The sequence below is a fragment of the Nocardioides flavus (ex Wang et al. 2016) genome, assembly GCF_014653115.1.
GTDB classification, from domain to species: Bacteria; Actinomycetota; Actinomycetes; order Propionibacteriales; family Nocardioidaceae; genus Nocardioides; species Nocardioides flavus.
Genome location: NZ_BNAD01000004.1, coordinates 321,185 through 346,145 on the forward strand (window position 1 = coordinate 321,185; position 24,961 = coordinate 346,145).

Genomic DNA, 24,961 nt, shown 5'->3' on the forward strand with positions numbered 1-24,961 from the left:
CGGACCCTCAGTGCAGCTCAGGCTTGGTGTCGCGCGCGATGAAGGAGTTCATCATGTCGAGGGCGGTCATCCTGCCGTCCACGACGGCGTCGACGGCCTCGGCGATCGGGGCGTCGACGCCCGTACGGCGAGCCAGCTCGAGCAGCGACTTGCAGGACTTCGCGCCCTCGGCGACCTGGCGCGTCGAGGCGTAGATCTCCTCGGTCGTCATGCCCTGGCCCAGCCGCTCGCCGAACGTGCGGTTGCGCGAGAGCGGTGACGAGCACGTGGCGACGAGGTCGCCGAGCCCGGCGAGGCCCATCAGGGTCAGCGGGTTGGCGCCCTGCGCGGTGGCCAGGCGCGCGGTCTCGGCGAGGCCGCGGGTGATGACCGAGGCCGTGGTGTTGTCGCCGAAGCCGAGGCCCACCGCCATGCCGACCGCGAGGCCGACGACGTTCTTGTACGCGCCGCCGATCTCGCAGCCGAGGACGTCCACCGAGGTGTACGGGCGCCACGACGGACCGTGCGTGATCGCCTGGATGTGCTTGGCGCGGTCCTCGTCGAGGCACGCGACGACGGACGCGGCCGGCTCGCGCCGCGCGATCTCGCGCGCGAGGTTGGGACCGCTGACCACGGCGATCCGGTCGGCAGAGGCGTCGGCGACCTCCTGGATCACCTCGCTCATCCGCAGCAGCGACCCGAGCTCGACACCCTTCATCAGCGAGACCAGCGTCGCCTTCTCCGGCAGCGCCGGAGCCCACGTCGTGAGGTTCTCCCGCAGGCTCTGCGACGGCACCGTCAGCACGACGACGTCGGCGTCCGCCGCCACCTGCTCGAAGTCGGTCGACGCGGTGATCGACGGCGGCAGCTCGATGCCGGGCAGGTAGTCGGTGTTCTCCCTGCGCTCGTTGATCGCCTCGACGACCTCGTCGCGCCGTGCCCACAGCGACACGTCGTTGCCGGCGTCGGCCAGCACGAGCGAGAACGCGGTGCCCCACGATCCGGCGCTGAAGACTGCGATCTTGGTCATCGGTGGTGCTTCCTCTTCGTTCGGTGGGGCTCATCGTGGGGGTTACCGATCTCGCGCACGCCGCTCGCGCGCGGGTCGTAGCGCTGCTCGGGAGCGGTCTCGTGGCGGATGTCGGCGACGAGCGCGGTGATCGCCGCCATGATCCGGTCGGTGGCGCGCGCGGTCGCGGCTGCCGACGTCGGCAGGGCGGCCAGGTCGTCGAGCGGCACCGGGTCACCTGCCTTCATCACGATGTTCTTGCGGGGCACGAGGTGCGGCCGCTTGGTGTAGGGCGGCAGCACCTCGTGCGCGCCCCACTGGCCCACCGGGATGACGGGGCAGCCCGTCGCGAGCGCGATGCGTGCGGCGCCCGTCTTGCCCCGCATCGGCCACAGGTCGGGGTCGCGGGTCAGCGTGCCTTCGGGATAGATCACCAGGCACTCCCCCTCGCCGATCGCGCGCACCGCCGCGTCGTAGGCGCCGATGGCGTTGCGGCTGAGTCGCTCGACGGGGATCTGGCCGGCAGAGGTGAGGAACCCGCCGAGGTACTTGTTGCTGAACAGGCTCGACTTCGCGAGGTAGCGCGGCAGCCGTCCGTGGTCGTAGACGAAGTGCGCCGAGAGCAGCGGGTCCACGTGGGAGATGTGGTTGATCGCCACGATGCAGCCGCCGGTCGCGGGGATCTTGTCCCCGTCGATCCAGGTGCGGGAGGTGGCGGAGAGCAGCGTCGGCTTGAGGATGCCAGCGGCCACGGTCATCGCCCAGCCACGCTTCTGCTGCAGCTTCCTGACGCGCACCGTCCCCCCTCTCGAACGCTCTCCCGTCGACGCTCCCTGCGTCGCGAGCAGGCTACTCGGTCACCCCGGTGCACGGACCCCAGCGGCACGCTGGTCCGGGATGGGAGAATCTGCGCGATGCCTGCTCTCCCGCCGCTCCAGGCCGCACCGCTGCGGTGCGTGCTGCTCGTGCCCGTCAAGCCGCCCGCCCACGGCAAGTCCCGTCTGGTCGGTCTGGGCGAGGACGTCCGTCGTCGGGTGGCGGAAGCGATCGCCCTCGACACCGCACAGGCGGCCGCTGCGACACCGGGAGTGGAAGCGGTGCTGGTCGTCACCGACGACTTCCGGCTCGCCTCCTCGATGCGTGCGCTCGGGTGCGAGGTCGTGCCGGACGGCGCGAGCGAGGACCTCAACGCGACGCTCGTCCAGGCCGCCGTGGAGGCGGCGCGTCGCTGGCCCGGGACCGTGCCGGTCGCCCTCTGCGCCGACCTCCCCGGGCTCCGACCGGTCGAGCTCGCCCAGGTGCTCCGCGAGGTCGAGCAGCACGCGCGCGCCGGACGGTCCGCGTTCGTGCCCGACCGGGCCGGCACGGGAACGACGCTGTACGCCGCACCGGCCGGGCACTTCGACCCGCAGTTCGGCGTGGGTTCGGCCGCACGCCACCGCGACGCGGGTGCGGTCGAGTCGGGCACCGCCGCCACCAGCGTGCGTACGGACGTCGACGACCTCGACGACCTCGACGCCGCGCTGGCCGCCGGGGTCGGACCGCACACCACACGCGCATGCGCAGGGCGGGCCACCCGCTCGGGGTGACCCGCCCTGCGCTCGGAGCCGGTGGGCTCAGGACTTCTTGGCGGTCTTCTTGGCCGGCGCCTTCTTGGCGGGAGCCTTCTTGGCCGCGGCCTTCTTGGCCGGCGCTGACGTGCTGGCGCTCGTCTTCTTGGCGGTCGAGGAAGCCGTGGTCGTCTTCTTGGCCGTCGTCTTCTTGGCGGTGCTGGCCTTCTTGGCCGGCGCCGACTTCTTGGCGGCGGTCTTCGTGGCCGGTGTGGCCTTCTTGGCAGGAGCGGACTTCTTGGCCGTCGTCTTCGTGGCCGTGGTCTTCTTGGCCGCGGTCTTCGAGGCGGTGCTCTTCGCCGCCGGTGCGGACGACTTCGCCGCCGTCGACTTCGCCGGGGCCGCCTTCTTGCCCGTGGCGCTGGCGACGACAGCGGCCGCCACCCGTACGCCCGGCGGCTTCGGCATGGTGGCCGCGGTCAGCTTGGGCAGCTTCTTCGCACCCGAGATGACGTCCTTGAGCTCCTTGCCCGCGGAGAACTTCGGCACGGCCTTCTTCTTCGACTTCATCCGCTCCCCGGTCTGGGGGTTGCGCACCCAGCGCGCGTTGCGGACCGCCTTCTCGAAGGAGCCGAAGCCCGTGATCGCGACCTTCTCGCCCTTGGCGACCTCTCGGGTGATGGTGTCGAGCACCGACTCCAGTGCGTGGGCCGCCTGCTTGCGGTTCCCCTCGTAACGCGCGGCGAGCGCGTCGATGAGCTCTGACTTGTTCACTAGCTTCCCTTCCCAATGAACCCGGATGCCGAGCTCGTGCTCGACCCTGCAAGGCACGCTAGGCACATGGAAGGGTGAGGACAATCACCATCGCCCTTGTTTGTAGGGCTTTTTCAGGCGGTGACGGGCTTCCAGTGCGGTCGCTCCGCCTCGAAGGAGGTGATCGCGTCGTCGTGGCCGAGGGTGATCCCGATGTCGTCGAGGCCCTCGAGGAGACGCCAGCGCGTGTAGTCGTCGATGTCGAAGGAGTCCTCGACTGCGCCCTCGCCGACGCCCGCGCGGACCGTACGGCTCTCCAGGTCGACGGTGATCTCGCCGCCCGGGTTGTCGTCGAGCCAGTCCCACAGTCGCTGGAGGACCTTCTCGTCGACCTGCGCGGCGAGCAGCCCCGCCTTGCCGGAGTTGCCGCGGAAGATGTCGGCGAAGCGCGAGGAGATGACGACCTTGAAGCCGTAGTTCTGCAGGGCCCACACGGCGTGCTCGCGCGAGCTGCCGGTGCCGAAGTCGGGACCGGCGACGAGCACCGAGCCACCGGCGTACGTCGGGTCGTTGAGCACGAAGTCGGGGTCACTGCGCCAGGCCGCGAACAGCCCGTCCTCGAAGCCGGTGCGGGTCACGCGCTTGAGGTAGACGGCCGGGATGATCTGGTCGGTGTCGACGTTGCTGCGCTTGAGCGGGACGCCGACGCCGGTGTGGGTGGTGAACTTGTCCATGGGTCAGGCCTCCTGGAGATCTGCAGGGCTGGAGAGGGTGCCTCGCACTGCGGTGGCCGCGGCGACGGGGACGGACACCAGGTGCGTACGTCCGCCCTTGCCCTGCCGGCCCTCGAAGTTGCGGTTGGACGTCGAGGCGCTCCGCTCGCCGGGAGCGAGCTGGTCGGGGTTCATGCCCAGGCACATCGAGCACCCCGCACCGCGCCACTCGGCGCCGGCGGCGACGAAGACCTTGTCGAGCCCCTCGGCCTCGGCCTGGAGGCGCACGCGCACCGAGCCGGGCACCACGAGCAGGCGGGTGTCGGGGGCGACCGTACGACCCTCGAGGATCGAGGCGGCCAGGCGGAGGTCCTCGATGCGGCCGTTGGTGCAGGAGCCGACGAAGACGGTGTCGACCTTGACGTCACGCAGCGGCGTGCCGGCCTCCAGGCCCATGTACTGGAGGGCCTTCTCGGTCGCGGTCCGGTCGACGGGGTCCTCGAAGTCGTCGGGGCTCGGCACGTTCGCGCCGAGCGGCGCGCCCTGGCCGGGGTTGGTGCCCCACGTGACGAAGGGCGTCATGGTCGAGGCGTCGAGCACGATCTCCTTGTCGAAGACCGCGTCGTCGTCGGTGCGCAGCGTCTTCCAGTGGGCGAGGGCCGCGTCCCAGTCGGCGCCCTTGGGCGCCTCCGGCTTGCCCTCGATGTAGTCGAAGGTCGTCTGGTCGGGCGCGATCAGGCCTGCCTTGGCGCCCCACTCGATCGACATGTTGCACACGGTCATCCGGCCCTCCATCGAGAGCTCCTCGATGGCCTGGCCGCGGTACTCGACGATGTAGCCCTGCCCGCCGCCGGTGCCGGTGTGGGCGATGAGGGTGAGCACCAGGTCCTTGGCGGTGACGCCCTCGGGGAGGCTGCCGTTGACGGTGACGGCCATCGTCTTCGGCCTGGCCTGGGTCAGGGTCTGCGTGGCGAGGACGTGCTCGACCTCGGAGGTGCCGATGCCGAAGGCGATCGCGCCGAAGGCGCCGTGGGTCGAGGTGTGGGAGTCGCCGCACACGATCGTCATGCCCGGCTGGGTGAGGCCGAGCTGCGGGCCGACGACGTGGACGATGCCCTGCTCGACGTCGCCGAGCGGGTGCAGGCGGACGCCGAAGTCGGCGCAGTTCTTGCGCAGCGTCTCGACCTGCGTGCGGCTCACCGGGTCGGCGATCGGCTTGTCCCAGTCGACGGTCGGGACGTTGTGGTCCTCGGTCGCCAGCGTGAGGTCGGGGCGGCGCACCGTACGGTTGGCGAGGCGCAGGCCGTCGAAGGCCTGCGGCGAGGTCACCTCGTGGAGGAGGTGGAGGTCGATGTAGAGCAGGTCGGGCTCTCCGGGGGCGCTCCGGACGACGTGCTCGTCCCAGACCTTCTCGGACAGGGTCTTGCCCATGACTCCAACTCCTTCTGCTTCGTGCGGTAGGGCGACGCTACATCTTGCATCCCACTCCCTGAGATGACAATATCGGCATATGGACAACGGATCTGGCGTCGGAGTGCTGGACAAGGCCGCTCTCGTGCTCGCGGCCCTCGAGGCCGGACCGGCCACGCTGGCCGGGCTGGTGGCCGGCACCGGGCTGGCCCGACCGACCGCGCACCGCCTCGCGGTCGCGCTCGAGCACCACCGTCTCGTGGCCCGCGACATGCAGGGTCGCTTCGTGCTGGGCCCGCGCCTCGCGGAGCTCTCCGCTGCGGCCGGCGAGGACCGCCTGCTGGCGGCTGCCGGCCCGGTCCTGGCCCGATTGCGCGACATCACCGGCGAGTCGGCTCAGCTCTGGCGCCGGCAGGGCGAGCACCGCGTGTGCGTCGCCGCCGCCGAGCGCCCGTCGGGCCTGCGCGACACGATCCCGGTCGGCTCGCAGCTCACCATGAACGCCGGCTCGGCCGCCCAGATCCTGCTCGCCTGGGAGGACCCGGAGCGGATGCACCGCGGCCTCCAGAACGCCGCGTTCTCCGCGACGGCGCTCTCGGGCATCCGCCGCCGCGGCTGGTCCCAGTCGGTCGGCGAGCGCGAGCAGGGCGTCGCCTCGGTCTCGGCCCCGGTCCGCTCCCCCGGCGGCAAGGTCATCGCCGCGGTGTCGGTCTCCGGCCCCCTCGAGCGGCTCTCGCGCCAGCCCGGCCGGATGCACGCGCCCGCGGTCCTCGCCGCGGCCGACCGGCTCTCGGAGTCGCTGCGGCGGGCCGCCTCGGAGTAATCCGCGCTGATCGCGGCCTGAGTACGCCTGCGGTGTCGTCTCGCAGCAACGAGGGGCAGGCTGGCGACATGGGACATCCCGCCGTCGTCATCGCCGTCCGAGTCGTTGTCCGCCTGGTCGTGATGGGTGCCGCCCTGACCGGCTACTACGCTGCCAACCCCATCCTCTTCCCGGACGACGGCGGTGGGGCGAACATCGGCGCGGGCCTGATCGGCTTCGGCCTCGTCGTGCTCGTCAGCTTCGCATGGGCGAACGTCGACGGCAGGCGTCGGGGCGCGGGGCCGACTGCGGCGACTTGGGCGATCGTGGCCATGGCGTTCGGGCTGCTCTGGCTGCTCGGTCTTGCGACGATCGAGGCCGACGACAGCATGAGCCTGGCCGAGCGCGTGCGGTTCGATGCCTTCCTTGCCGTCTGGACCGCCGGCCTGGTCTTCCTGCCTGCCGGGGTGGGGGCGGCAGTCGGCGGCACGGCTCACCGTCCGGACGGCCGGCGCGGGCCCGACGAGACCTAGAACAGCGCGTCCTGCTCCAGCTCGAGGAGCTGCTGCTTGCGCTCGAGCCCACCGGCGTACCCGGTGAGCGTGCCGTTGGCGCCGATGACACGGTGGCACGGCACGACGATCGGGATCGGGTTGCGGCCGTTGGCCAGGCCGACCGCGCGTGAGGCCGCGTTGGTCATCCCCAGCCGGCCGGCGATCTCGCCGTAGGACGCGGTCTCCCCGTAGCCGATCTGCTCCAGCTGGCTCCACACGCGGCGCTGGAAGTCGGTGCCGACGGGCGCCAGGGGCAGGTAGAAGACGGTGAGCTCGCCGGCGAAGTAGGCCGTGAGCTGCCGCACGGCCTCGGCGAGCACGGGTGCAGCATCGGAGCGCGCGCCGAGCGGGCGACCGTCGGCGGGCGGCACGAACGGTGAGAACTCGATCGCCACGATCGAGCCGTCGCGCTCGACGATGCGCAGGTCGCCGATCGGCGAGGGCATCACGGTCCACATGTCAGGTCTCCTCGGTCGGGCCGGTCGGGAGGGACGGCATCAGGGTGTTCCACAGGTGCATCAGCGCGTAGGAGCGCCACGGTCGCCAGGTCGCGGGATCCGGGTCCCCTCCGAGGTCGGCCAGGACCCGACGCACCGCGAGGTCGGTGGGCAGGAAGACGTCGGGGTGCCCGAGGGCGCGCATCGCGACGTAGTCGGCGGTCCACGGCCCGATGCCCGGGAGCGCCAGCAGCGCGCGGCGTACGTCGTCGCGGTCGGGACCGCGATCGAGCAGGACGCGTCCGTCGGCGAGCGCCGAGGCGAGCCCGACCAGCGCCTGGCCCCGCGCGCGCGGCATCGGCAACGTGGCCGGGTCGAGCGCCGCGAGCCGCGCGGCGTCAGGGAACAAGTGGGTCAGGCCCGGCACCGTCGTCGCGACCGCCCTGCCGTGCTCCGCCACGATGCGACCGGCGACGGTGCGGGCACCGGTGACGCTGACCTGCTGGCCGATCACCGTACGCACCCCTGTCTCGTCGCCGTCGACCTGGCCGGGCACGCGCAGCCCGGGCGTGGCGCGGACCAGCGGTCCCAGCACCGGGTCGGCGCTGAGGTGCTCGTCGACCGCGCGCGGGTCGCAGTCGGCGTCGAGCAGCCGGCGTACGCGCTCGCTCGCCGCGGCGGTGTCGCGCAGGTCGTCGAGGTGGAACCGGGCGGTGACGAAGCCGGTGCCGCCCTCGGGGAGGTCGGCGAGCTCGACGCGCACGGTGCCGGCCCCGTGCGGCAGGTCGAGTGTGCGGGCGTACCACCCCGGTCCGGCGACCTCGACGCCCGGCACGAGGTGGTAGGCGAGGAAGTCGAGCAGACGGCCGCCGGCGAAGGGGGTGCGGACCGGCAGCCGCATCGCGACGGCGCCGGCGCTGGGTGAGCCCGTACGCCGCCCGCGCAGCTCACTCGGCGAGGCGGCGTAGACCTCGCGCAGGGTCTGGTTGAACTGGCGGACGCTGGCGAAACCCGCCGCGAAGGCGACGTCGGTGAGCGGCAGGTCGGTGGTCTCGATGAGTGCCCGCGCGCTCTGGGCGCGTCGGGCCCGTGCCAGGGCGAGCGGTGCGGCACCGAGCTCCTGGGTGAGCAGCCGGCCGAGGTGGCGCGGGGTGTAGCCGACGCGACGCGCCAGCCCCTCGACTCCTTCCCGGTCCACGAGCCCGTCGGCGATCAGGCGCATCGCCCGACCGGCGACGTCGGCGGCGACGTCCCATTCCGGGCTGCCGGGGGTGGCGTCCGGCAGGCAGCGCTTGCACGCGCGGTAGCCGGCGGCGTGCGCGCTGGCCGCGGTCGGGTGGAAGGTCACGTTGCCGACGGCAGGCGTGCGCGCGGGGCACGACGGCCGGCAGTAGATCCCGGTGGTGCGCACCGCGGTGTAGAACACCCCGTCGAAGCGACGATCCCGGCTCTGGACCGCGCGGTAGCACGCGTCGGTGTCGAGGTGTCCGGTCGGCGTCATGCCTCGAGCCTGTCAGGCCGGACCACGCTTCACCAGCGGGAATCGGACACGGGCGTGTGCCGATCAGGGAGAGCGCGGCGGTAGCGACGCTCGGGACGCCCCGCCCCGCCGTACTGCAGCCGTACGCTCGCCGCACCGCGAGTGACGAAGTGCTCGAGGTAGCGACGTGCGGACACGCGCGAGATACCGACGCGGTCCGCGCACTCGGCGGCGGAGAGCTCCGCGGCGTCACCCAGCGACGCCAGCACCGCGTCGGCCGTCTCCGGGCTGAGCCCCTTGGGCAGGCTCGTGGTGGCGGGCGGCACGACCGCCGCACCGAAGACCGCGTCGATGTCCTGCTGACCGGGTGCGGCGCCACCGGAGAGCGCCTTCCGCGCGGCTCGGAAGGACTCGAGGCGCACGCGGAGGTCCTCGTAGTCGAACGGCTTCACGAGGTAGTGGACCGCGCCTCCGGACGCCGCGGCCCGCACCGTGTCGGCCTCCCGGGCAGCGGTGACGACGAGCACGCCCACGTCATCGCCGGCCGCGCGCAGCCGACGCAGCACGTCGATCCCGGTCATGTCGGGCAGGTGAACGTCGAGCAGGACCAGGTCGGGTCGCAGCCGCACCACGTCGTCGAGGGCGGCCTGGCCGCTGCTGGCGACCCCGACCACGACGAAGCCGTCGGTCCGCTCGACGAACTGCGTGTGGATGCGCGCCACCATGAAGTCGTCGTCGACGACGAGCACCGTGATCGCGTCTGCTGGTCCGGTCATCCCACCTCCACCCCTGCTCCTGCTCCGGGCAGCCGCGCCTCGAACACCGCGCCGGCGCCGTCCGCCCCCGGGTGGACGGTGACGGCGCCGCCACGACGCTCGCAGACCACCTGCACGAGCGCCAGCCCGACACCCCGGCCCTCGGCCGTCGAGGCCTTGGTGCTCCAACCCCGGCGGAAGATCTGGCCGACGAGCTCCGGCGGCACTCCGGGGCCGGTGTCGGACACGGCGAGGCGTACGACGTCGCCGTCGAGACGGAGGTCGACCTCGACGGACGTGCCGCCCACGAAGACCGAGGCGTCGACGGCGTTGTCGACCAGGTTGCCCAGGACGGTGCCGACGTCCGTCGAGGCCTCCGGGTCGAGCCGGGGGAGGTCGCAGCCAGCGGCCATGACCAGGTCGACGCCGCGCTCGGCGGCGAGGCTGGTCTTGGCGATGAGGAGGGCCGCGACCGCGGGGTCCTCGACGTGAGCCGTCACGGCGTCGGAGATCTCCCGTCGGCGACGGCTCAGGGTGCCGACGAGGCGCGACACCTCGTCGTACTCCCCCAGCTGCACGAGGCCGGAGATCGTGTGCAGCTGGTTGTGGAACTCGTGCGTCTGGGCACGCAGGGTGTTGGTGATCGACTCGCGCGCGCTGAGCTCGCTCTGCAGGGCGAGGAGCTCGGTCCGGTCGCGCAGCGTGGTGACGGACGCGACCCGTCGGCCGCGCTCGACGACCGGGTTGCGGTTGACGACCAGCACCCGCTCCCCCAGGACGACGACGTGGTCGCGGATCTCGGCGTCGTCGGCGAGCAGGTCCCGGACCGCGGGGTCGAGGTGGAGGTCGTCGACGTGCTGCCCCTCGACGTCGCCGTCGAGACCGATGAGCTCGCGTGCGCTGTCGCTCGCAACGGTGATCGCGCCGTCCACCGACACCGCGACGACCCCTTCGCGGATCGAGTGCAGCAGCGCCTCGCGCTGGTCGGCGAGGGCAGCGATGGCCGCCGGTTCGAGGCCGCGTGTACGCCGCCGGATCAGGCGCGAGAGCAGGAACGAGCCGGCCACCCCGAGCGCGAGTCCCAGCCCGGCGAAGGTCAGCAGGTCGGGCAGCACGCCGCGGGCGCGCTCCGACCAGGTCGGGTACTCCTCGGCGACCATGGCGATGCCCACGAGGTCGCCCGCGCGGTTGATGATCGGCACCTGTGCGGCGATCGACGGGGTGCCGAAGTCGTCGACGTCGCCGGTCCAGGTGCGCAGGCGTTGCACGGTGCTCGCCGACAGGTCGATGCTGCGCTCGCGTCCGGCGAAGTCGCTGCTGACCAGGACCACGCCATCCGGGTCGGTGAGGTACACGCCGCTGGCCTGGACCCTGGTGCGCGCCTGCTGGGTGTAGGACGTCAGCGAGACCCGCCGCTCGACCACCTCGTCGCGGATGAAGGCCCTACGGACGGCCGGGATGTTGGCCATCGACTCCGCCTCCGCGCGCAGGTCGGCGCCACGCGTGTCACGGAAGTCGGCGTCGCTCTGCTGCACCGACACCATGCTGGCCACTGCGACCACGACGAGCAGCACGGTCAGCTGCAGCACGAGGAACTGGCCGGCGAGCGTCGCCGGCCACCACCGCGAGCGTGACCACAAGTTCCACAACCTCCATTGCTTACCCAAGCGTGACGAGCACCACACGCAGTCTCCACCATCGTCATGGGCCCTCCCGCGAGGACGACCCGCACGAGACACACGAGAGATCGGAGAGCACATGATGCGCCGAAGGACGAGGCAGGCGGTCGCCACGGTGGCCGCGCTCGCCAGCGCGCTGCTCCTGGCGACGGGCTGCGGCGTCACGCGCGGCGACCAGAGCCGCGACCTGACCATGCTGATCCCCAACAGCCCCGGCGGCGGCTACGACCAGACGGGCCGCGCCGCGGTCGCGGTCATGGAGAACGGCGACATCACCGGCGGCTCCTTCGAGGTCACCAACGTGATCGGCGCCGGCGGGTCGGTCGCCATGACACGGCTGATGAACGCCGAGGGCGACGAGCGCACCCTGATGACGGCCGGACTCGGCGTGGTGGGGTCGCTCTACTCGTTCGGTGCGCCGTACTCGATGGACGACGCGACACCGCTCGCGCAGCTGATCGAGGACCAGGAGGGCGTCCTCGTCCCCGCCGACTCGCCGTACGAGACGATCGACGACCTCGTGCAGGCGTGGCGGGACGACCCGGCCTCCATCGTCGTCGGCGGCGGGTCCTCGCCAGGAGGTCCCGACCACCTGTTCCCGATGCAGCTGGCGAGCACCGTCGACATCGACCCGCGCGACGTGAGCTACGTGCCGTACGACGGCGGCGGTCCTCTGACGAGCGCCTTGCTCGGCAACAAGATCGACGTCGGCTTCTCCGGCGTCGGCGAGTTCGAGGGCCAGCTCTCGTCCGGCGAGCTCCGGCTGCTGGCCGTGTCCGGCGAGGAGCGGCTCAAGGGGGAGGGCATCAGCGACGCGCCCACCCTCACGGAGGCCGGCATCGACCTGGTCTTCACCAACTGGCGCGGCGTCTGGGCGCCCCCCGGCATCAGCGACGAGCGACGCGACGAGCTCATCGGGATGCTCGAGGAGATGCACGAGACCCCCGAGTGGCAGCAGGCCCTCGAGGACAACGGCTGGATCGACGAGTTCAAGACCGGCGACGAGTTCACCCAGTTCCTCCGGGAGCAGGACGAGCGCGTCGCCACCACCCTCGAGGAGCTGGACCTGCTGTGAGCACACCACTCGACACCCCCACCACCGCGGAATCGCCGCGGACGGCCCCCGGTCCCGACCGCGACCTCGCTCAGCTCGGCCTGGCCGGCACACTGGTCGTGGTCGGCGCATACACGTTCTACGACGCCACCACTCTGCGCGTCGGCTTCGGCGACCCCGTCGGCCCGCGCGTCTTCCCGTACGTCATCGGCGCCGTGACGGTGCTGCTCGGCGTGCTGCTCGCGATCGCCACCCTCCGCGGTGACGTGGCCGAGGCCGAGGGCGGCGAGGACGTCGACCTGCGCCAGCCGGCCGACTGGATCACCGTCCTCAAGCTGGTCGGCGTCCTCATGGTCACCGTCCTCACCGTCTCGTTCCTGGGCTGGGCGATCAGCGGCGCGATCCTCTTCGTCGGCTCGGCCTGGTCGCTCGGCAGCCGCACGCTCGTGCGTGACGTCATCGTCGGGCTCGTGCTGTCGGTGAGCAGCTGGTACGCCTTCCACGAGGGCCTCGGCGTCATCCTGCCCGCCGGGATCCTGGACGGGGTGCTGTGATGGACAACCTCTCCCTGCTCATGGACGGCTTCGGCTCCGTCCTCACCCCGCAGAACCTGCTCTTCGCATGCATCGGCGTGCTCCTCGGCACGTTCGTCGGCGTGCTGCCCGGCATCGGCCCCGCCATGGCGGTGGCGCTGCTGCTGCCCGTGACGTACGGCCTCGACCCGATCGGCGCCTTCATCATGTTCGCCGGCATCTACTACGGCGGCATGTACGGCGGCTCGACGACCTCGATCCTGCTCAACACACCGGGCGAGTCCGCGTCGGTGATGACCGCGCTGGAGGGCAACCTGATGGCGCGGGCCGGACGCGCGTCCCAGGCGCTGGCCACGGCTGCGATCGGCTCGTTCATCGCCGGCACGATCGGCACCTTGCTCGTCGTCTTCTTCGCCCCGGCCCTGGCGTCGGTGGCGGTCGAGATCGGCGCACCGTCCTACTTCGCGCTAATGGTGCTGGCCATGATCATGGTGACCAGCGTGCTCGGCGGCTCCCCGCTGCGCGGCTTCATCGCACTGTTCCTCGGCCTGACGATCGGGCTGGTCGGCCTCGACCTCAACACCGGGCAGCCCCGGCTCAGCTTCGACCAGCCGCTGCTCGCGGACCGGATCGACGTCGTCGTGGTGGCGGTCGGCATCTTCGCCCTCGGCGAGGCGCTCTGGGTGGCGGCACACCTGCGCCGCAGCCCCCTGCACGTGATCCCGGTCGGCCGTCCCTGGATGGACCGCACGGACTTCAAGCGGTCGTGGGGGCCGTGGCTGCGCGGCACGGCGTACGGCTTCCCGTTCGGCGCGCTGCCCGCGGGCGGCGCCGAGATCCCGACGTTCCTGTCCTACCTGACCGAGAAGCGGATCGCGAAGCGCAAGGGCGTCGACGAGTTCGGCAAGGGTGCGATCGAGGGCGTCGCCGGCCCCGAGGCGGCCAACAACGCCTCGGCCGCGGGCACGTTCGTCCCGCTGCTCGCGCTCGGCCTGCCCGTCACCGCGACCTCGGCCGTCATGCTCGCAGCCCTCCAGGGCTACGGCATCGAGCCCGGCCCCGGCCTGATGACCGACCAGCCCGAGCTGGTGTGGGCGCTGCTGGCCAGCCTGCTGATCGGCAACGCGCTGCTGCTCGTGCTCAACCTGCCGCTCGCCCCTGTGTGGGCCAAGCTCCTCCGGATCCCCCGGCCCCAGCTCTACGCCGGCATCCTGTTCTTCGCCGCGCTCGGGGCGTACGCCGCCAACCTGCAGGCCTTCGACCTCCTCCTCCTGGTGCTGCTCGGCCTGCTCGGCCTCGCGATGCGCCGCTTCGGGCTCCCGGTGCTGCCGCTGATCCTGGGCGTCATCCTGGGGCCGCTGATGGAGCTCCGGCTGCGTGAGGCGATGGCCATCTCCGGTGGCGAGGTCTCCGGGCTGTGGAGCGAGCCGCTCGCTGTCGTCATCTACGTGGTCGTCGCGATCGCGGTCGCGGCCCCCCTGGCGCTGCGGCGGGTGCGTCCGGCCCCGTCCGACGTGGCCGAGGAGCTCGACATCCCTGCCGTCGAAGAGGAGAAGGTGCGATGAGCCAGCAGATGACGATCGTGGTGGGGTGGTCGCCCGACGAGTACGGCCAGGCGGCCCTGGACCGCGCGGTCGAGGAGGCCCGGCTCCGCTCGGGACGCATCGTCGTGGTCAACGCCACCCGCGGCGACGCCCTCGTCGACGACCGGTACGCCGACGAGGAGCAGCTGGGCCGGCTGACGGCCGGTCTCGCCGAGAGCGGGATCGAGGTCGACGTACGCCGCTCGATGGGCGCCGATGTCGGAGACCAGGTGCTCGAGGTGGCCGGCGACGTCACCGCCGACCTGGTCGTGATCGGCCTGCGCCGCCGCTCGCCCGTCGGCAAGCTGCTGATGGGCAGCGTGGCGCAGCGGATCCTGCTCGGCGCGGATTGTGCGGTGCTGGCGGTGAAGCCCCCGCACTGAGCGGTCCGCGCGGTCCGCCCGCGGTCGACCCACGTGGTGGCGGCAGATCGCGCGTACGGCACCGCATCGACTGCGATGTGCCGCCACCACGACGGACCAGCACCACTGGGTGGCGGCAGATCGCACGTTGGTCACCCCAACCGCTGCAATGTGCCGCCACCACCGGATGGAACGGCGGCAGCAGGAAACGACGAAGGGCCCGGTCTGGTGACCGGGCCCTTCGTGTGCTGTACCCCCGACCGGATTCGAACCGGCGCTACCGCCTTGAGAGGGCGACGTGCTAGGCCGCTACACAACGGGGGCTTGCAGGTGCTGCTCCGAGGAGCAACGGAGAGGAACTCTAGCGGCGCCGGAGTTCCCGCTCCAAATCCTGGCCCTGAGGCCGGGATCTTGCTGGGGTACTAGGACTCGAACCTAGAACAACTGAACCAGAATCAGCCGTGTTGCCAATTACACCATACCCCATGGGGGTATCGGATCGCCTCCGACCACCCACGCGGACCGACGGTGTGAACCACTGCCGAACCGAGGCTGAACGTTACACGCGCGGTGGGGGCACGGCCAAAACGGGGTCCCCGCTCGGGGGTGGGAGCGCGGGTCCGCCGACGGGTGGACCGACGTTGACCAGGCCCATCGCCTTCGCGACCCAGGTCGCGAGGCCGAGGTAGACCAGCGACTGCGTCAGGGTGGACAGGATCGTCCACCAGCTGCCGCCGCCCTCGGCGTTGAGCGCCGAGGTCAGGTCGCCGAAGGCGAGCGCGAGGCCGAAGGCGAGGAAGTTGTTGAGGACGTGCATCGCGATCGGGGCCTCCAGCCCGCCCGTACGGATGACGAGGATGCCCGCGACCACCCCGAAGGCGAACCGGTCGAAGAAGACCGGCCAGTCCTGCGAGAGCCCGTGGAACAGCGCGAAGACCAGCGCCGGCACGAGGACCGCCAGGGCCTGCGACGCCCTCCTCCCCCACACGAGCGAGCCGCACGCCTGGGTGAGGTAGCCACGGAAGAGGTACTCCTCGCCGGCCGCCTGCAACGGCGTGAGGAGCAGGATGACGATGATGAAGTCGCGCGTGCGGGTGGTGAAGTCGTTGACCTCGCCGACCGGCACGTCGCCCGCCTCGAGCGGCAGCAGCAGCGCCACTCCCAGCGACGCGACCAGCGCCACCACCGACAGGCCGAGGCACACGAACAGGTAGCCCCAGCGCAGCCGCGGCGCGACCGACGACACCCACCGCGGCTTGAGCCGGTGCAGCCACCACGTGACCAGGAAGGTCAGCGGGATGGCCGCGGCGATGATCGCGTTGAGCAGGGCGAGTCCCGCGGGCGTGGCCTCGCCCGTCACGTCGAGGACGGCGCCCGCTTCGTCCGTGGTGCTGCCCGACAGCAGAAGCACGACGAACGCGATGCCGCCGATGACGAGCGGCACGAGGCCGAAGACCAGGACCAGCAGCAGCAGGGCGCCCAGGACCGAGCGCCACTCCCCAGGACGGCCGACCCGGTGCAGCTGGTGGTACTGCGGCTGGAAGTCGGGCGGCAGCGGACGGGCCATGGGCGTGTCAGGCCAGGGCCGACCGGAGCCGCGCGAGGCTGCGCTCGCGGCCCAGCAGCTCCATCGACTCGAAGAGCGGGGGGCTCACGCGACGACCGGTCACGGCCACGCGTACGGGGCCGAACGCCACCCGGGGCTTGAGCTCCATGCCCTCGATCAGCGCCACGCGCAGCGCCTCCTCGATCGCGGCGGTCGACCACTCGCGCAGCCCGGAGAGAGCGTCGTACGACGCCTGCACCACGCCGCGGCCGGTCTCGTCGAGCACCTTGGCGACGTCGTCGGGGTCGCGCTCGAAGTCGGCGTCGTCGACGAAGAGGAAGCCGAGCATGGCGGCGGCCTCGGTGAGCTTGTTGATCCGCTCGGCGACCAGCGGCATCGCCAGCTCGAGCATCCGGGCGTCGGCGTCGTTGACCGGGTCGCCGACGACGCCGGCCTCCTTGAGGAACGGCAGCGCCCGGTGGGTGATGTCGTCGAGCGACAGCAGCCGCATCTGCGAGGTGTTGATGGCCTCGGCCTTCTTGAGGTCGAAGCGCGCGGGGTTGGGGTTGACGTCCTTGATGTCGAACGCCTCGACCATCTCGGCCATCGAGAACACGTCACGGTCGGCCGCGATCGACCAGCCGAGCAGCGCGAGGTAGTTGAGCAGGCCCTCGGGCAGGAACCCCTGCTCGCGGTAGGCCAGCGCGTGCGCCTCGGGGTCGCGCTTGGAGAGCTTCTTGTTGCCCTGGCCCATCACGTAGGGCAGGTGGCCGTAGGCCGGCACCTCCTTGGCGATCCCGAGGGCGACGAGAGCCTCGAGGAGCGCGAGCTGTCGCGGGGTGCTGGAGAGCAGGTCCTCGCCGCGCAGGACGTGGGTGATCTCCATGAGCGCGTCGTCGACGGGGTTGACCAGGGTGTAGAGCGGGTCGCCGTTGGCGCGCGAGAGGGCGAAGTCGGGGACGTGCTCGGCGTCGAAGGTGATGTCGCCCCGGACGAGGTCGGTCCAGGTGATCGACCCCTCGGGCATCCGGAACCGCACGATCGGCCGGCGGCCCTCGGCCTCGAACGCCGCGCGCTTCTCGTCCGGCAGGTCGCGGCAGAAGCCGTCGTAGCCCTGCACCTTCGAGCCCAGCGCCTTGCGGCGTGCGTCGACCTCCTCGGTGGTGCAGAAGCAGTCGTAGGTGTGGGCAGACTCGCGCAGGCGGGCCAGGACGTCGCGGTAGACGTCGCCGCGCTCGCTCTGCCTGTAGGGGCCGTGCGGCCCGCCGACCTCGACGCCCTCGTCCCAGTCGAGGCCGAGCCAGCGCCACAGCTCGAGGATCGCGTCGTAGGACTCCTGCGTGCTGCGCTCCTTGTCGGTGTCCTCCATGCGGAAGACGATCTGCCCGCCGTGGTGGCGCGCGAAGGCCCAGTTGAAGAGCGCGGTGCGGACCAGGCCGACGTGCGGCGAGCCGGTCGGCGAGGGGCAGAAGCGGACGCGTACGGGGGTGCTCATGGCGATGGTCGGACTCTCTGGGTCAGCTGCGCTGGGCGACGGGGTTGGTCAGGGCGCCGATGCCGGCGATCGAGATCTCGACCTCGTCACCGACCTGCATCGGGCCGACACCCTCGGGGGTGCCGGTGAGGATGACGTCACCGGGGAGCAGCGTCATCACGGAGGAGACGTGGGCGACGAGGGTCGGCACGTCGAAGATCATGTCGGCCGTCGACCCGTCCTGGACGACGTCACCGTTGAGGAACGTCTGGACCTGGCGGCCGTCGGCGAACGCCTGCGGGTCGAGGTCGGTCTCGATCCACGGCCCGAGCGGGCAGAAGGAGTCGAAGCCCTTGGCCCGGGTGAACTGCACGTCCGCACGCTGGAGGTCGCGCGCGGTCACGTCGTTGGCGATCGTGTAGCCGAAGATCACGTCGGTGGCCTGCTCGGCCGGCACGTCGCGGCAGATCCGCCCGATCACCACGGCCAGCTCGCCCTCGTAGTGCAGGTTGCTGGTCTGCGGCGGGTAGAAGATCGGGTCGCCCGGGCCGACGACGGTGGTGTTGGGCTTGAGGAACATCAGCGGCTCGGCCGGCAGGTCGTTGCCCAGCTCGGCGGCGTGGGCGGCGTAGTTGCGGCCGATGCCCACGACCTTGCTGCGCGGGATGATGGGCGCGAGGAGGCGTACGTCGGCGAGGCGGTGCTGCTCCTCGAGCAGCTTGACCCCGACGTAGAGGGGGTCGCCCGCCAGGGCGACCACGACCGAGTCCTCGTCGGGCTGGCCGAACTCGTCGACCTCGCCGGTGACGACGCCGAACCGGGGCTCCTCGCCCGTGGTGAACCGACAGATGCGCATGCGGCGAGGCTATCCAACCGGGCGGTGCCGGGCAGACGTCGGGAGGTCCCGCCCCCGTGCCGAGACCTCCCGAACGAGCTGCTGGTCCGGACACCCCCGCGACCCGGACCCACCGCCGCCCCACGCGGCGGTGCTCGCGACCATCCTGCAACGCCCGGCACGGCGATCGACGCTGACCGAGGGCAGTCCGAACAAGTCCGAACAGGTTTCTTCCCGGCTCAGGCCGCGCGCAGCCAGCCCCGCGGCATCGCCGCCCGGACGTGGGACGGCAGGGACTCCAGGACCGTCAGCGCCACGAACCCGGAGATCAGCTTGTCGACGACGGAGGTGAGCAGGTTGGAGATGGTGACCGAGGCCCATATCGAGCCGAGGAACACGAGCGCGCTCCTGGTGACCAGGTCCGTGCCGCGGCCCGAGAACCCCTGCTCGAGCATCACGATGATGGGGACGGCCAGGCTCGAGCACGTGACGGCGACGACGAGGTTGAGCAGGAAGAACCGCGGGATCGAGCGCACGAGCGAGCGGTTGCGCACACCGTAGCCCCAGATCAGGGCACCGAGGACGTTGACCGGCAGGAACAGCAGCGAGTCGAGTCCGCTGACGGCGACCCCCGCCGTGTTGGTCGAGGCGCCCACGAGCGCCCCCCACCAGGGCCCCAGCAGGATCGTGGCGCACGCGGTGCCGACCATGTCGAGGTAGACCGGGAGCGCCAACAGGTCCACCAGCCCGCGCCCGAGCAGGTTGACCACGACGCTCGCCACCAGCACACCGGCCAGCCACGGTCTCGGCACGCGCGCGGGGGTGTCCGGGACCGGCGGGTCGTCGGCCCGCGGTGCTCCGGAGTCCGGCGTGGGCCCGCCAGCGGGGGTGGTCGCGGGGACGGTGACACCGCGCGCCTCGAGAGCGTCGACCGCCCACCGGGCGGCCGCCTCCTCGTCGCTGCCCAACGCCCGGGCGATGTCACCGACGAGGTCGGCGTCGATCCGCTGGCGCCCGAGGCGGAACGCGTCGTAGACGGTCGTACGCCCGACGCGCGCCTGCTCGGGGCTCGCCCCGCGTTCGCGGCGGATGCGGCTGACGCGAGCCGCGATCTCGCCGTAGGACGGGAGACCGGCGTCGGCCCGCAGGCCGTGCAGGCGAGCGACGAGCTCGTCGTACGGTCCCTGCTCCATGCGTCTCCCCCGGTCGTGCCCGGCCGGAGTCTAACCAGCGCCGGGGACGCTGACCCGGCTTTCGGACGCCGTCCCTAGTGACCGGCCGCCCGGCGCAGCGCGGCGAGCGTGTGGGCGACGTCGTCGACGGTCGTCGACCAGTTGCTCACGCTCACCCGCAGCACGGCGCGGTCGTGCCAGCGCGAGCCCGTCGTCCACGCCGTCCCCTCGGCGAGCATCGCCGCGACGACCGCGCGAGTGCGGTCGTCGTCGCCGTCGCCGAACGACGCGCACACCTGCGTGAAGACCACGTCGTTGAGGACCTCGGCGCCCTCGATCGCGGCGATGCCCTCGGCGAACGCCGCCGCGTGGTCGCAGAACCCGTCGACGAGGTCGGCGACCCCGTCGCGGCCGAGCGCGCGCAGCACCGCCCACACGGGGAAGGCACGGGCACGCCTGCTGATCTCCGGCACCTTGTCGAACGGCTCCCCCGCCGCGTCGTGGATCAGGTAGTCGCCGCGCATGCCCATCGCGGCCCGCAGCGCGGCCCGGTCGCGCACGATCGCGAGCCCGCAGTCGTACGGCACGTTGAGCGTCTTGTGCGCGTCGGTGGCCCAGGAGTCGGCGCGCTCCGCCCCCGCCATGAGGTGCCGGTGTCGCGGGGAGGCCGCGGCGAAGAGCCCGAACGCGCCGTCCACGTGCACCCAGGCGCCGGCGTCGTGCGCGGCTGTCACCGCCTCGTCGAACGGGTCGAACGCGCCGGAGTGCACGTTGCCCGCCTGGAGGCACACGATCGTGGGCCGGCCGTCCCCGGCCTCGAGGGCGGCCGCGAGCGCCGCGGCCTCGAGGCGACCCTGGTCGTCGGCCGCGACGGGCTCGGGGGCACCGAGGCCGAGGTAGCGCAGGCTGAGGTCGACGGTGTCGTGCCGCTCGGCGCCGACCAGCACGCGTACGCCCGGCGAGCCGACCAGCCCGCGCTCGGCCACGTCCCACCCGGCGCGGCGCAGCACCTCGTCGCGCCCGGCGGCCAGGCACGTGAAGTTGGCCATCGTGCCGCCGGTGACGAAGCCCACCGCGCTCCCCTCGGGCAGGCCCAGCAGGTCCACGACCCACGCCTCGGTCACGTCCTCGACCGCCGAGTGGGCCGGCGTGAGCATCCGGAGCCCGGCGTTCTGGTCCCACGCGCTCACCAGCCAGTCGACCGCGAGCGCCGCCGGGTGCGCACCCCCGATGACGAACCCGAAGAAGCGGCCGCCGGGCATCGCGGTCAGGCCCGGCTCGCAGGTCCGGACGAGCTCGTCGACGACGTCGCCGGGGTCGCGCGGCCCGTCCTGGAGCACCGGGTCCAGCCGCCGGGCCACCTCGTCGGCACCGATCCGGGGCGGCACGGGCCGGTGCGAGAGGGAGCCGAGCCACTCCCGCGCGTGGAGCTGGGCGCGGTCGAGCCCTGCGGTGCGGTGGGCGTCCATGTCGTCAGTGTGCTCGCGCGCGGCGGCGCGGTCGAGGGGTCGTGACGGGTGGTCTGGCCCTAGACTCGGACCAGTGAAGGTGCTGTCCGCGGCCGAGTGGCGTCCCCTCGCCGAGGCCCACGCCGCGCGGGTCGACGCGTTCGTCGAGCCGCACCTCGCCCGTCGCGCCGACCAGGTGAAGCACCCGGTCCACGACTTCCTCTTCACCTACTACTCCCACCGGCCCGCGCAGCTGCGTCGCTGGCACCCGGGGTACGGCGTGGCGCTGGAGGACGCGGTGGAGCACGCGGGGCTCAAGGGTTACGGGCCGCCATCGCTGGTCGAGGAGGGCGCCCAGCGCCCGTCACGAGACCTGGTCGCGGTCACCGAGGAGTACGTCGCGTCCCAGCGGCCGCTGGTCGGCCGGCTGCACGCGCTGCTCGTCGCGACCGCCGGGCGCGCGCCGCAGTTCGGCTGCTTCGGCCTGCACGAGTGGGCGATGGTCCACCGCTCGGCGGAGCACGGCACCCGCCACGACTGGCCCCTGCGGCTCGGGCCCGAGGGCACGGACGCGGTCGTGGAGTCGCACCGGGTCGGGTGCTCGCACTTCGACGCGTTCCGCTTCTTCACCCCGACCGCGCGGCCGCTCAACACGTTGCAGCCCGGCCGCGACGACCGTGCCGACTTCGAGCAGCCCGGCTGCCTGCACGCCGGGATGGACCTCTACAAGCACGCCTTCCGGCTCAGCCCGATGATCCCGAGCGACCTGGTCGCCGACTGCTTCGAGCTCGCCCGCGACATCCGGGTGCTCGACATGCGCGCGGCTCCGTACGACCTCGCCGACCTCGGCTTCGAGCCGGTGCGGATCGAGACGCCGGAGGGCAAGGCGACGTACGTCGAGGCGCAGCGCGGGTTCGCCGAGCGCGGCGCTCCGCTGCGGGCGCGGCTCGTGACCGAGTGCGAGCGGCTGCTCGCGGTCGCGGCTCAGAACTCGTAGCCGAAGGCCTCGATCGTGTCCGCGAAGACCGTGGCGACGCGCTCGCGCGAGGTCGGCGTGTAGAGCTCGCGGTAGTGGCCGGCGGGGCGGGCGTTGCCCTTGGCGCGCGGCAGGTCGGGCTCGCCGGGCAGGCCGAGGTGGTCCCACACCTCGCGGAGCTCGGCGTCGAGGTTCTCGTAGCGCAGCACCCGGTCGAGCACCATCTTGCCGCGGATGCGGTAGAGCCGGCGGTTGTTGGCGAGCTGCTCGATCCAGACCTCCTGCACGTAGGTCTCGAAGTCGGGCAGCTCGTCGCGGTCCTTGTACTTCCAGAAGTAGAGCGACACGACCGCGTCCCACGGGTTCCGCTCGATCGCGAAGGTGAAGTAGTCGGCGAAGACGTCGGCGCCCACCAGGTCGCGGGTGGCCTTGGCGCCCATGTGGTTGTAGGCCTTGCGCGGCAGCGGGGGCGACTGGAAGTTCTGCGGCGGCCGGCCGCCCGCGGCGCGGCGGAGCTCCTCGTCCTCGGGGCTGATCTCGGTGATGACGTCGTCGGGCCCGCACACCTTCGACAGCGCGATCTCCACGCTCGTGCCCGCGGTCTTGCGGGTCTTGAGGAAGATGAAGCGGTGCTGGTGGGACGCGATCACGGGCACGACCCTATCCGTCGAGCCGCCGTCGTGGCTGCGGCCTGCCGGTGACCGGTCCGCTATACCGTGAGGTCCATGGCACCTGATCGGCAGAGCTCTGCTCCGCTCTCGCTCGACGGACTGGCCTCGCTGGTCGAGAGGGGCGAGGTGGACACCGTCGTCGTCGGCTTCGCCGACATGCAGGGTCGTCTGGTCGGCAAGCGCGTGTCAGCGCGGCTGTTCCTCGAGGAGGTGGAGCCGCACGGCGCCGAGTGCTGCACCTACCTGCTGGCCGTCGACGTCGAGATGAACACCGTCGACGGCTACGCCATGGCCGGCTGGGAGCGCGGCTACGGCGACATGGTGATGCGACCCGACCTGTCGACCCTGCGCCTCACGCCCTGGCTGCCCGGCGGCGCCCTCGTGATGGCCGACCTCGAGTGGCACGACGGCTCGCCGGTCGCCGCCGCGCCCCGCAGCATCCTGCAGCGCCAGGTCGACCGCCTCGCCGCCCGCTCGCTCGTGCCGTACGTCGGCACAGAGCTGGAGTTCATGGTCTTCGACGACACCTTCCGCGACGCCTTCGCCCGGAGGTACGCCCGGATGCGCCCCGGCAGCGACTACAACATCGACTACGCGGTGCTCGGCTCGACGCGGATGGAGCCGCTGCTGCGCGACATCCGCCGCGGCATGGAGGGCGCGGGCATGTACTGCGAGGGCTCCAAGGGCGAGTGCAACCTGGGCCAGCAGGAGATCGCGTTCCGCTACGACCACGCCCTGGTGACCTGCGACAACCACACGATCTACAAGAACGGTGCCAAGGAGATCGCCGACCTCCACGGCAGGAGCCTGACCTTCATGGCCAAGTTCGACGAGCGCGAGGGCAACAGCTGCCACGTCCACCTGTCGGTGCGCGGCGACGACGGCTCCGCGGTGATGGCCGACGAGTCCCGGCCACACGGGATGTCGCGCCTCTTCGAGCACTGGGTCGCCGGCCAGCTCGCGTGCATGCGCGAGCTCACCCTGCTCCTCGCGCCCACCATCAACTCCTACAAGCGGTTCGTCGAGGGCAGCTTCGCCCCGACCGCCGTCGCGTGGGGCATCGACAACCGCACTTGCGCCCTCCGGGTCGTCGGCCACGGCGCCGGGATGCGCCTGGAGAACCGGGTGCCGGGCGGCGACGTGAACCCCTACCTCGCCGTCGCCGCGATCATCGCGGCCGGCCTGCACGGCATCGACCACGAGCTGCCGCTCGAGCCCGCCTTCGAGGGCAACGCCTACACCGGCGACGTCGACCGGCTCCCGACCACGCTGCGCGAGGCCGCCGACCTGTTCGAGGGCTCGGCCGTCGCGCGCGCCGCCCTCGGCGACGACGTGGTCGAGCACTACCTCAACAACGCCCGCGTTGAGCAGCGGGCGTACGACGCGGCGGTGACCGACTGGGAGCGGGTGCGGTGCTTTGAGCGGATGTGACGACGCGGGTCCCGACAACGGTCCCGACGCGGGCGGCCGGCGACCGGTCGTCGGCATCACGACCTACGTCGAGCGCGCACGCCAGGGCGTGTGGGACGTCGCGGCGGCCTACCTCCAGTACGACTACGTCCAGCTCGTCACACGGGCGGGCGGCGTGCCGGTGCTGCTCCCGCCGCCGGGTCCCGGGGCGGCGCCCGCCGGTGAGGTCCTGGCCCGGGTCGACGCGCTCGTGCTGGCCGGCGGTCGCGACGTCGACGCGCGGTACTACGGGGCCGAGCCGCACCCGACGGCCGACCCGCCGGCGACCGACCGCGACCAGTGGGAGCTCGCCCTGACCCGCGCCGCGCTGGACGACGGTGTGCCGCTGCTCGGCATCTGCCGCGGGGCGCAGGTGCTGGCGGTGGCCCTCGGGGGGACGCTCGTGCAGCACGTGCCCGACCTACCCGGGGCCCGCGCCCACAAGCACGGACCGGGCGAGTTCGCCTCGCACACGGTGCGTACGGTCCCCGGCAGCCGCGTGGCCACCGCCCTGGGCGCCGAGGCAGTCGTCTCCTGCTACCACCACCAGGCCGTGGAGCGGCTCCCCGACGGGCTGCGGGCCACGGCCCACGCCGAGGACGGGGTGGTCGAGGGCGTCGAGGTCGACGGCGAGGGCTTCGCCGTCGGCGTGCAGTGGCACCCCGAGCAGACGCTCGACGACCTCCGGCTGGTGGAGTCCCTGGTGCAGGCAGCCCGCGAGCAGGAGGAGCGGTGAC

General features: G+C 72.2%; 25 protein-coding genes and 2 tRNA genes. 10 read left to right on the plus strand and 17 right to left on the minus strand.

Annotation, left to right across the window (positions count from 1 at the left end; all coding sequences use genetic code 11):
- Window positions 1–7 precede the first annotated feature (7 nt).
- Complete coding sequence (locus IE200_RS10225; RefSeq protein ID WP_191279355.1) at window positions 8–1,009, minus strand: NAD(P)H-dependent glycerol-3-phosphate dehydrogenase; 1,002 nt, start codon at window positions 1,007–1,009, stop codon at window positions 8–10.
- Window positions 1,006–1,785: a lysophospholipid acyltransferase family protein gene (locus IE200_RS10230; RefSeq protein ID WP_229856370.1), complete on the minus strand. Its 780-nt coding sequence runs from the start codon at window positions 1,783–1,785 to the stop codon at window positions 1,006–1,008. Before IE200_RS10230 ends, IE200_RS10225 begins: the two co-directional genes overlap by 4 nt.
- A 117-nt stretch (window positions 1,786–1,902) precedes the next feature.
- On the opposite strand from IE200_RS10230, the gene cofC reads away from it, so the two are divergent.
- The gene (gene cofC / locus IE200_RS10235) at window positions 1,903–2,577 is read left to right on the plus strand and encodes a 2-phospho-L-lactate guanylyltransferase (RefSeq protein ID WP_191279356.1); all 675 of its coding nucleotides are present in this window, start codon (window positions 1,903–1,905) and stop codon (window positions 2,575–2,577) included.
- Between the two features lie 27 nt (window positions 2,578–2,604).
- Here cofC and IE200_RS10240 read toward each other — a convergent pair whose 3' ends face one another.
- The 3 genes from IE200_RS10240 to leuC form a co-directional block, all read right to left on the minus strand.
- On the minus strand, window positions 2,605–3,312 hold the full coding sequence (locus tag IE200_RS10240) for an HU family DNA-binding protein (protein ID WP_191279357.1): 708 nt from the start codon (window positions 3,310–3,312) through the stop codon (window positions 2,605–2,607).
- 113 nt (window positions 3,313–3,425) lie between these two features.
- Window positions 3,426–4,025 carry a 3-isopropylmalate dehydratase small subunit gene (gene leuD / locus IE200_RS10245; protein ID WP_191279358.1) on the minus strand — a complete coding sequence of 200 codons (600 nt, stop codon included), beginning with the start codon at window positions 4,023–4,025 and terminating at the stop codon, window positions 3,426–3,428.
- 3 nt (window positions 4,026–4,028) lie between these two features.
- Complete coding sequence (gene leuC, locus IE200_RS10250) at window positions 4,029–5,435, minus strand: 3-isopropylmalate dehydratase large subunit (RefSeq protein WP_191279359.1); 1,407 nt, start codon at window positions 5,433–5,435, stop codon at window positions 4,029–4,031.
- Window positions 5,436–5,514: 79 nt separating this feature from the next.
- Between leuC and IE200_RS10255 the strand changes: the two genes are divergently transcribed.
- Both IE200_RS10255 and IE200_RS10260 read left to right on the plus strand, forming a co-directional pair.
- Window positions 5,515–6,237, plus strand: a complete 723-nt coding sequence (locus IE200_RS10255; RefSeq protein ID WP_090972091.1) for an IclR family transcriptional regulator — start codon at window positions 5,515–5,517, stop codon at window positions 6,235–6,237.
- 32 nt (window positions 6,238–6,269) lie between these two features.
- Window positions 6,270–6,749 carry a hypothetical protein gene (locus tag IE200_RS10260; protein WP_191279360.1) on the plus strand — a complete coding sequence of 160 codons (480 nt, stop codon included), beginning with the start codon at window positions 6,270–6,272 and terminating at the stop codon, window positions 6,747–6,749.
- Here the strand turns inward: IE200_RS10260 and IE200_RS10265 are convergent.
- Genes IE200_RS10265 through IE200_RS10280 form a run of 4 tightly spaced genes read right to left on the minus strand, consistent with a single transcriptional unit; the run spans window position 6,746 to window position 11,082 of the window.
- Window positions 6,746–7,228, minus strand: a complete 483-nt coding sequence (locus IE200_RS10265; RefSeq protein ID WP_191279361.1) for a methylated-DNA--[protein]-cysteine S-methyltransferase — start codon at window positions 7,226–7,228, stop codon at window positions 6,746–6,748. The genes IE200_RS10260 and IE200_RS10265 overlap by 4 nt on opposite strands.
- A 1-nt stretch (window position 7,229) precedes the next feature.
- Window positions 7,230–8,708 carry a DNA-3-methyladenine glycosylase 2 gene (locus IE200_RS10270; protein WP_191279362.1) on the minus strand — a complete coding sequence of 493 codons (1,479 nt, stop codon included), beginning with the start codon at window positions 8,706–8,708 and terminating at the stop codon, window positions 7,230–7,232.
- A gap of 29 nt (window positions 8,709–8,737) precedes the next feature.
- Window positions 8,738–9,463 carry a response regulator gene (locus IE200_RS10275; protein ID WP_191279363.1) on the minus strand — a complete coding sequence of 242 codons (726 nt, stop codon included), beginning with the start codon at window positions 9,461–9,463 and terminating at the stop codon, window positions 8,738–8,740.
- A complete protein-coding gene (locus IE200_RS10280; protein ID WP_229856371.1) occupies window positions 9,460–11,082 on the minus strand; it encodes a sensor histidine kinase in 1,623 nt (540 codons plus the stop codon). Before IE200_RS10280 ends, IE200_RS10275 begins: the two co-directional genes overlap by 4 nt.
- A 118-nt stretch (window positions 11,083–11,200) precedes the next feature.
- On the opposite strand from IE200_RS10280, the gene IE200_RS10285 reads away from it, so the two are divergent.
- Genes IE200_RS10285 through IE200_RS10300 form a run of 4 tightly spaced genes read left to right on the plus strand, consistent with a single transcriptional unit; the run spans window position 11,201 to window position 14,674 of the window.
- Window positions 11,201–12,196 (plus strand): Bug family tripartite tricarboxylate transporter substrate binding protein, encoded by a 996-nt coding sequence (locus IE200_RS10285; protein WP_191279365.1) that lies wholly within the window; start codon window positions 11,201–11,203, stop codon window positions 12,194–12,196.
- Window positions 12,193–12,729, plus strand: coding sequence for a tripartite tricarboxylate transporter TctB family protein (locus tag IE200_RS10290; RefSeq protein WP_191279366.1), 537 nt, complete (start codon window positions 12,193–12,195; stop codon window positions 12,727–12,729). Before IE200_RS10285 ends, IE200_RS10290 begins: the two co-directional genes overlap by 4 nt.
- Entirely contained in the window at window positions 12,729–14,273 is a 1,545-nt protein-coding gene (locus IE200_RS10295) for a tripartite tricarboxylate transporter permease (RefSeq protein WP_191279367.1), read from the plus strand. The genes IE200_RS10290 and IE200_RS10295 overlap by 1 nt, the downstream gene beginning before the upstream one ends.
- Window positions 14,270–14,674, plus strand: coding sequence for a universal stress protein (locus IE200_RS10300; protein WP_229856372.1), 405 nt, complete (start codon window positions 14,270–14,272; stop codon window positions 14,672–14,674). The genes IE200_RS10295 and IE200_RS10300 overlap by 4 nt, the downstream gene beginning before the upstream one ends.
- Before the next feature lie 230 nt (window positions 14,675–14,904).
- Here the strand turns inward: IE200_RS10300 and IE200_RS10305 are convergent.
- From IE200_RS10305 to IE200_RS10335, 7 genes are all read right to left on the minus strand, one after another.
- Window positions 14,905–14,977 (minus strand) — tRNA-Glu (locus IE200_RS10305).
- A gap of 90 nt (window positions 14,978–15,067) precedes the next feature.
- A tRNA-Gln gene (locus IE200_RS10310) sits at window positions 15,068–15,139 on the minus strand.
- Window positions 15,140–15,212: 73 nt separating this feature from the next.
- Complete coding sequence (locus IE200_RS10315; protein ID WP_191279368.1) at window positions 15,213–16,220, minus strand: CPBP family intramembrane glutamic endopeptidase; 1,008 nt, start codon at window positions 16,218–16,220, stop codon at window positions 15,213–15,215.
- A 7-nt stretch (window positions 16,221–16,227) separates the two neighbouring features.
- The gene (gltX, locus tag IE200_RS10320; RefSeq protein ID WP_191279369.1) at window positions 16,228–17,694 is read right to left on the minus strand and encodes a glutamate--tRNA ligase; all 1,467 of its coding nucleotides are present in this window, start codon (window positions 17,692–17,694) and stop codon (window positions 16,228–16,230) included.
- 22 nt (window positions 17,695–17,716) lie between these two features.
- Window positions 17,717–18,529 (minus strand): fumarylacetoacetate hydrolase family protein, encoded by an 813-nt coding sequence (locus IE200_RS10325; protein WP_191279370.1) that lies wholly within the window; start codon window positions 18,527–18,529, stop codon window positions 17,717–17,719.
- A gap of 218 nt (window positions 18,530–18,747) precedes the next feature.
- Window positions 18,748–19,701, minus strand: a complete 954-nt coding sequence (locus tag IE200_RS10330; RefSeq protein WP_191279371.1) for an ECF transporter S component — start codon at window positions 19,699–19,701, stop codon at window positions 18,748–18,750.
- 74 nt (window positions 19,702–19,775) lie between these two features.
- The gene (locus IE200_RS10335) at window positions 19,776–21,149 is read right to left on the minus strand and encodes a pyridoxal phosphate-dependent decarboxylase family protein (protein WP_191279372.1); all 1,374 of its coding nucleotides are present in this window, start codon (window positions 21,147–21,149) and stop codon (window positions 19,776–19,778) included.
- A 73-nt stretch (window positions 21,150–21,222) separates the two neighbouring features.
- On the opposite strand from IE200_RS10335, the gene IE200_RS10340 reads away from it, so the two are divergent.
- A complete protein-coding gene (locus IE200_RS10340) occupies window positions 21,223–22,125 on the plus strand; it encodes a 3-methyladenine DNA glycosylase (protein ID WP_191279373.1) in 903 nt (300 codons plus the stop codon).
- Here IE200_RS10340 and IE200_RS10345 read toward each other — a convergent pair.
- Entirely contained in the window at window positions 22,113–22,754 is a 642-nt protein-coding gene (locus tag IE200_RS10345) for a sulfotransferase family protein (protein WP_191279374.1), read from the minus strand. The two genes, IE200_RS10340 and IE200_RS10345, sit on opposite strands and share 13 nt — an antisense overlap.
- Before the next feature lie 75 nt (window positions 22,755–22,829).
- On the opposite strand from IE200_RS10345, the gene IE200_RS10350 reads away from it, so the two are divergent.
- Window positions 22,830–24,206 (plus strand): glutamine synthetase family protein, encoded by a 1,377-nt coding sequence (locus IE200_RS10350; RefSeq protein WP_191279375.1) that lies wholly within the window; start codon window positions 22,830–22,832, stop codon window positions 24,204–24,206.
- Window positions 24,193–24,960, plus strand: coding sequence for a gamma-glutamyl-gamma-aminobutyrate hydrolase family protein (locus IE200_RS10355; RefSeq protein ID WP_191279376.1), 768 nt, complete (start codon window positions 24,193–24,195; stop codon window positions 24,958–24,960). The genes IE200_RS10350 and IE200_RS10355 overlap by 14 nt, the downstream gene beginning before the upstream one ends.
- The last annotated feature ends 1 nt before the right edge of the window (window position 24,961 follow it).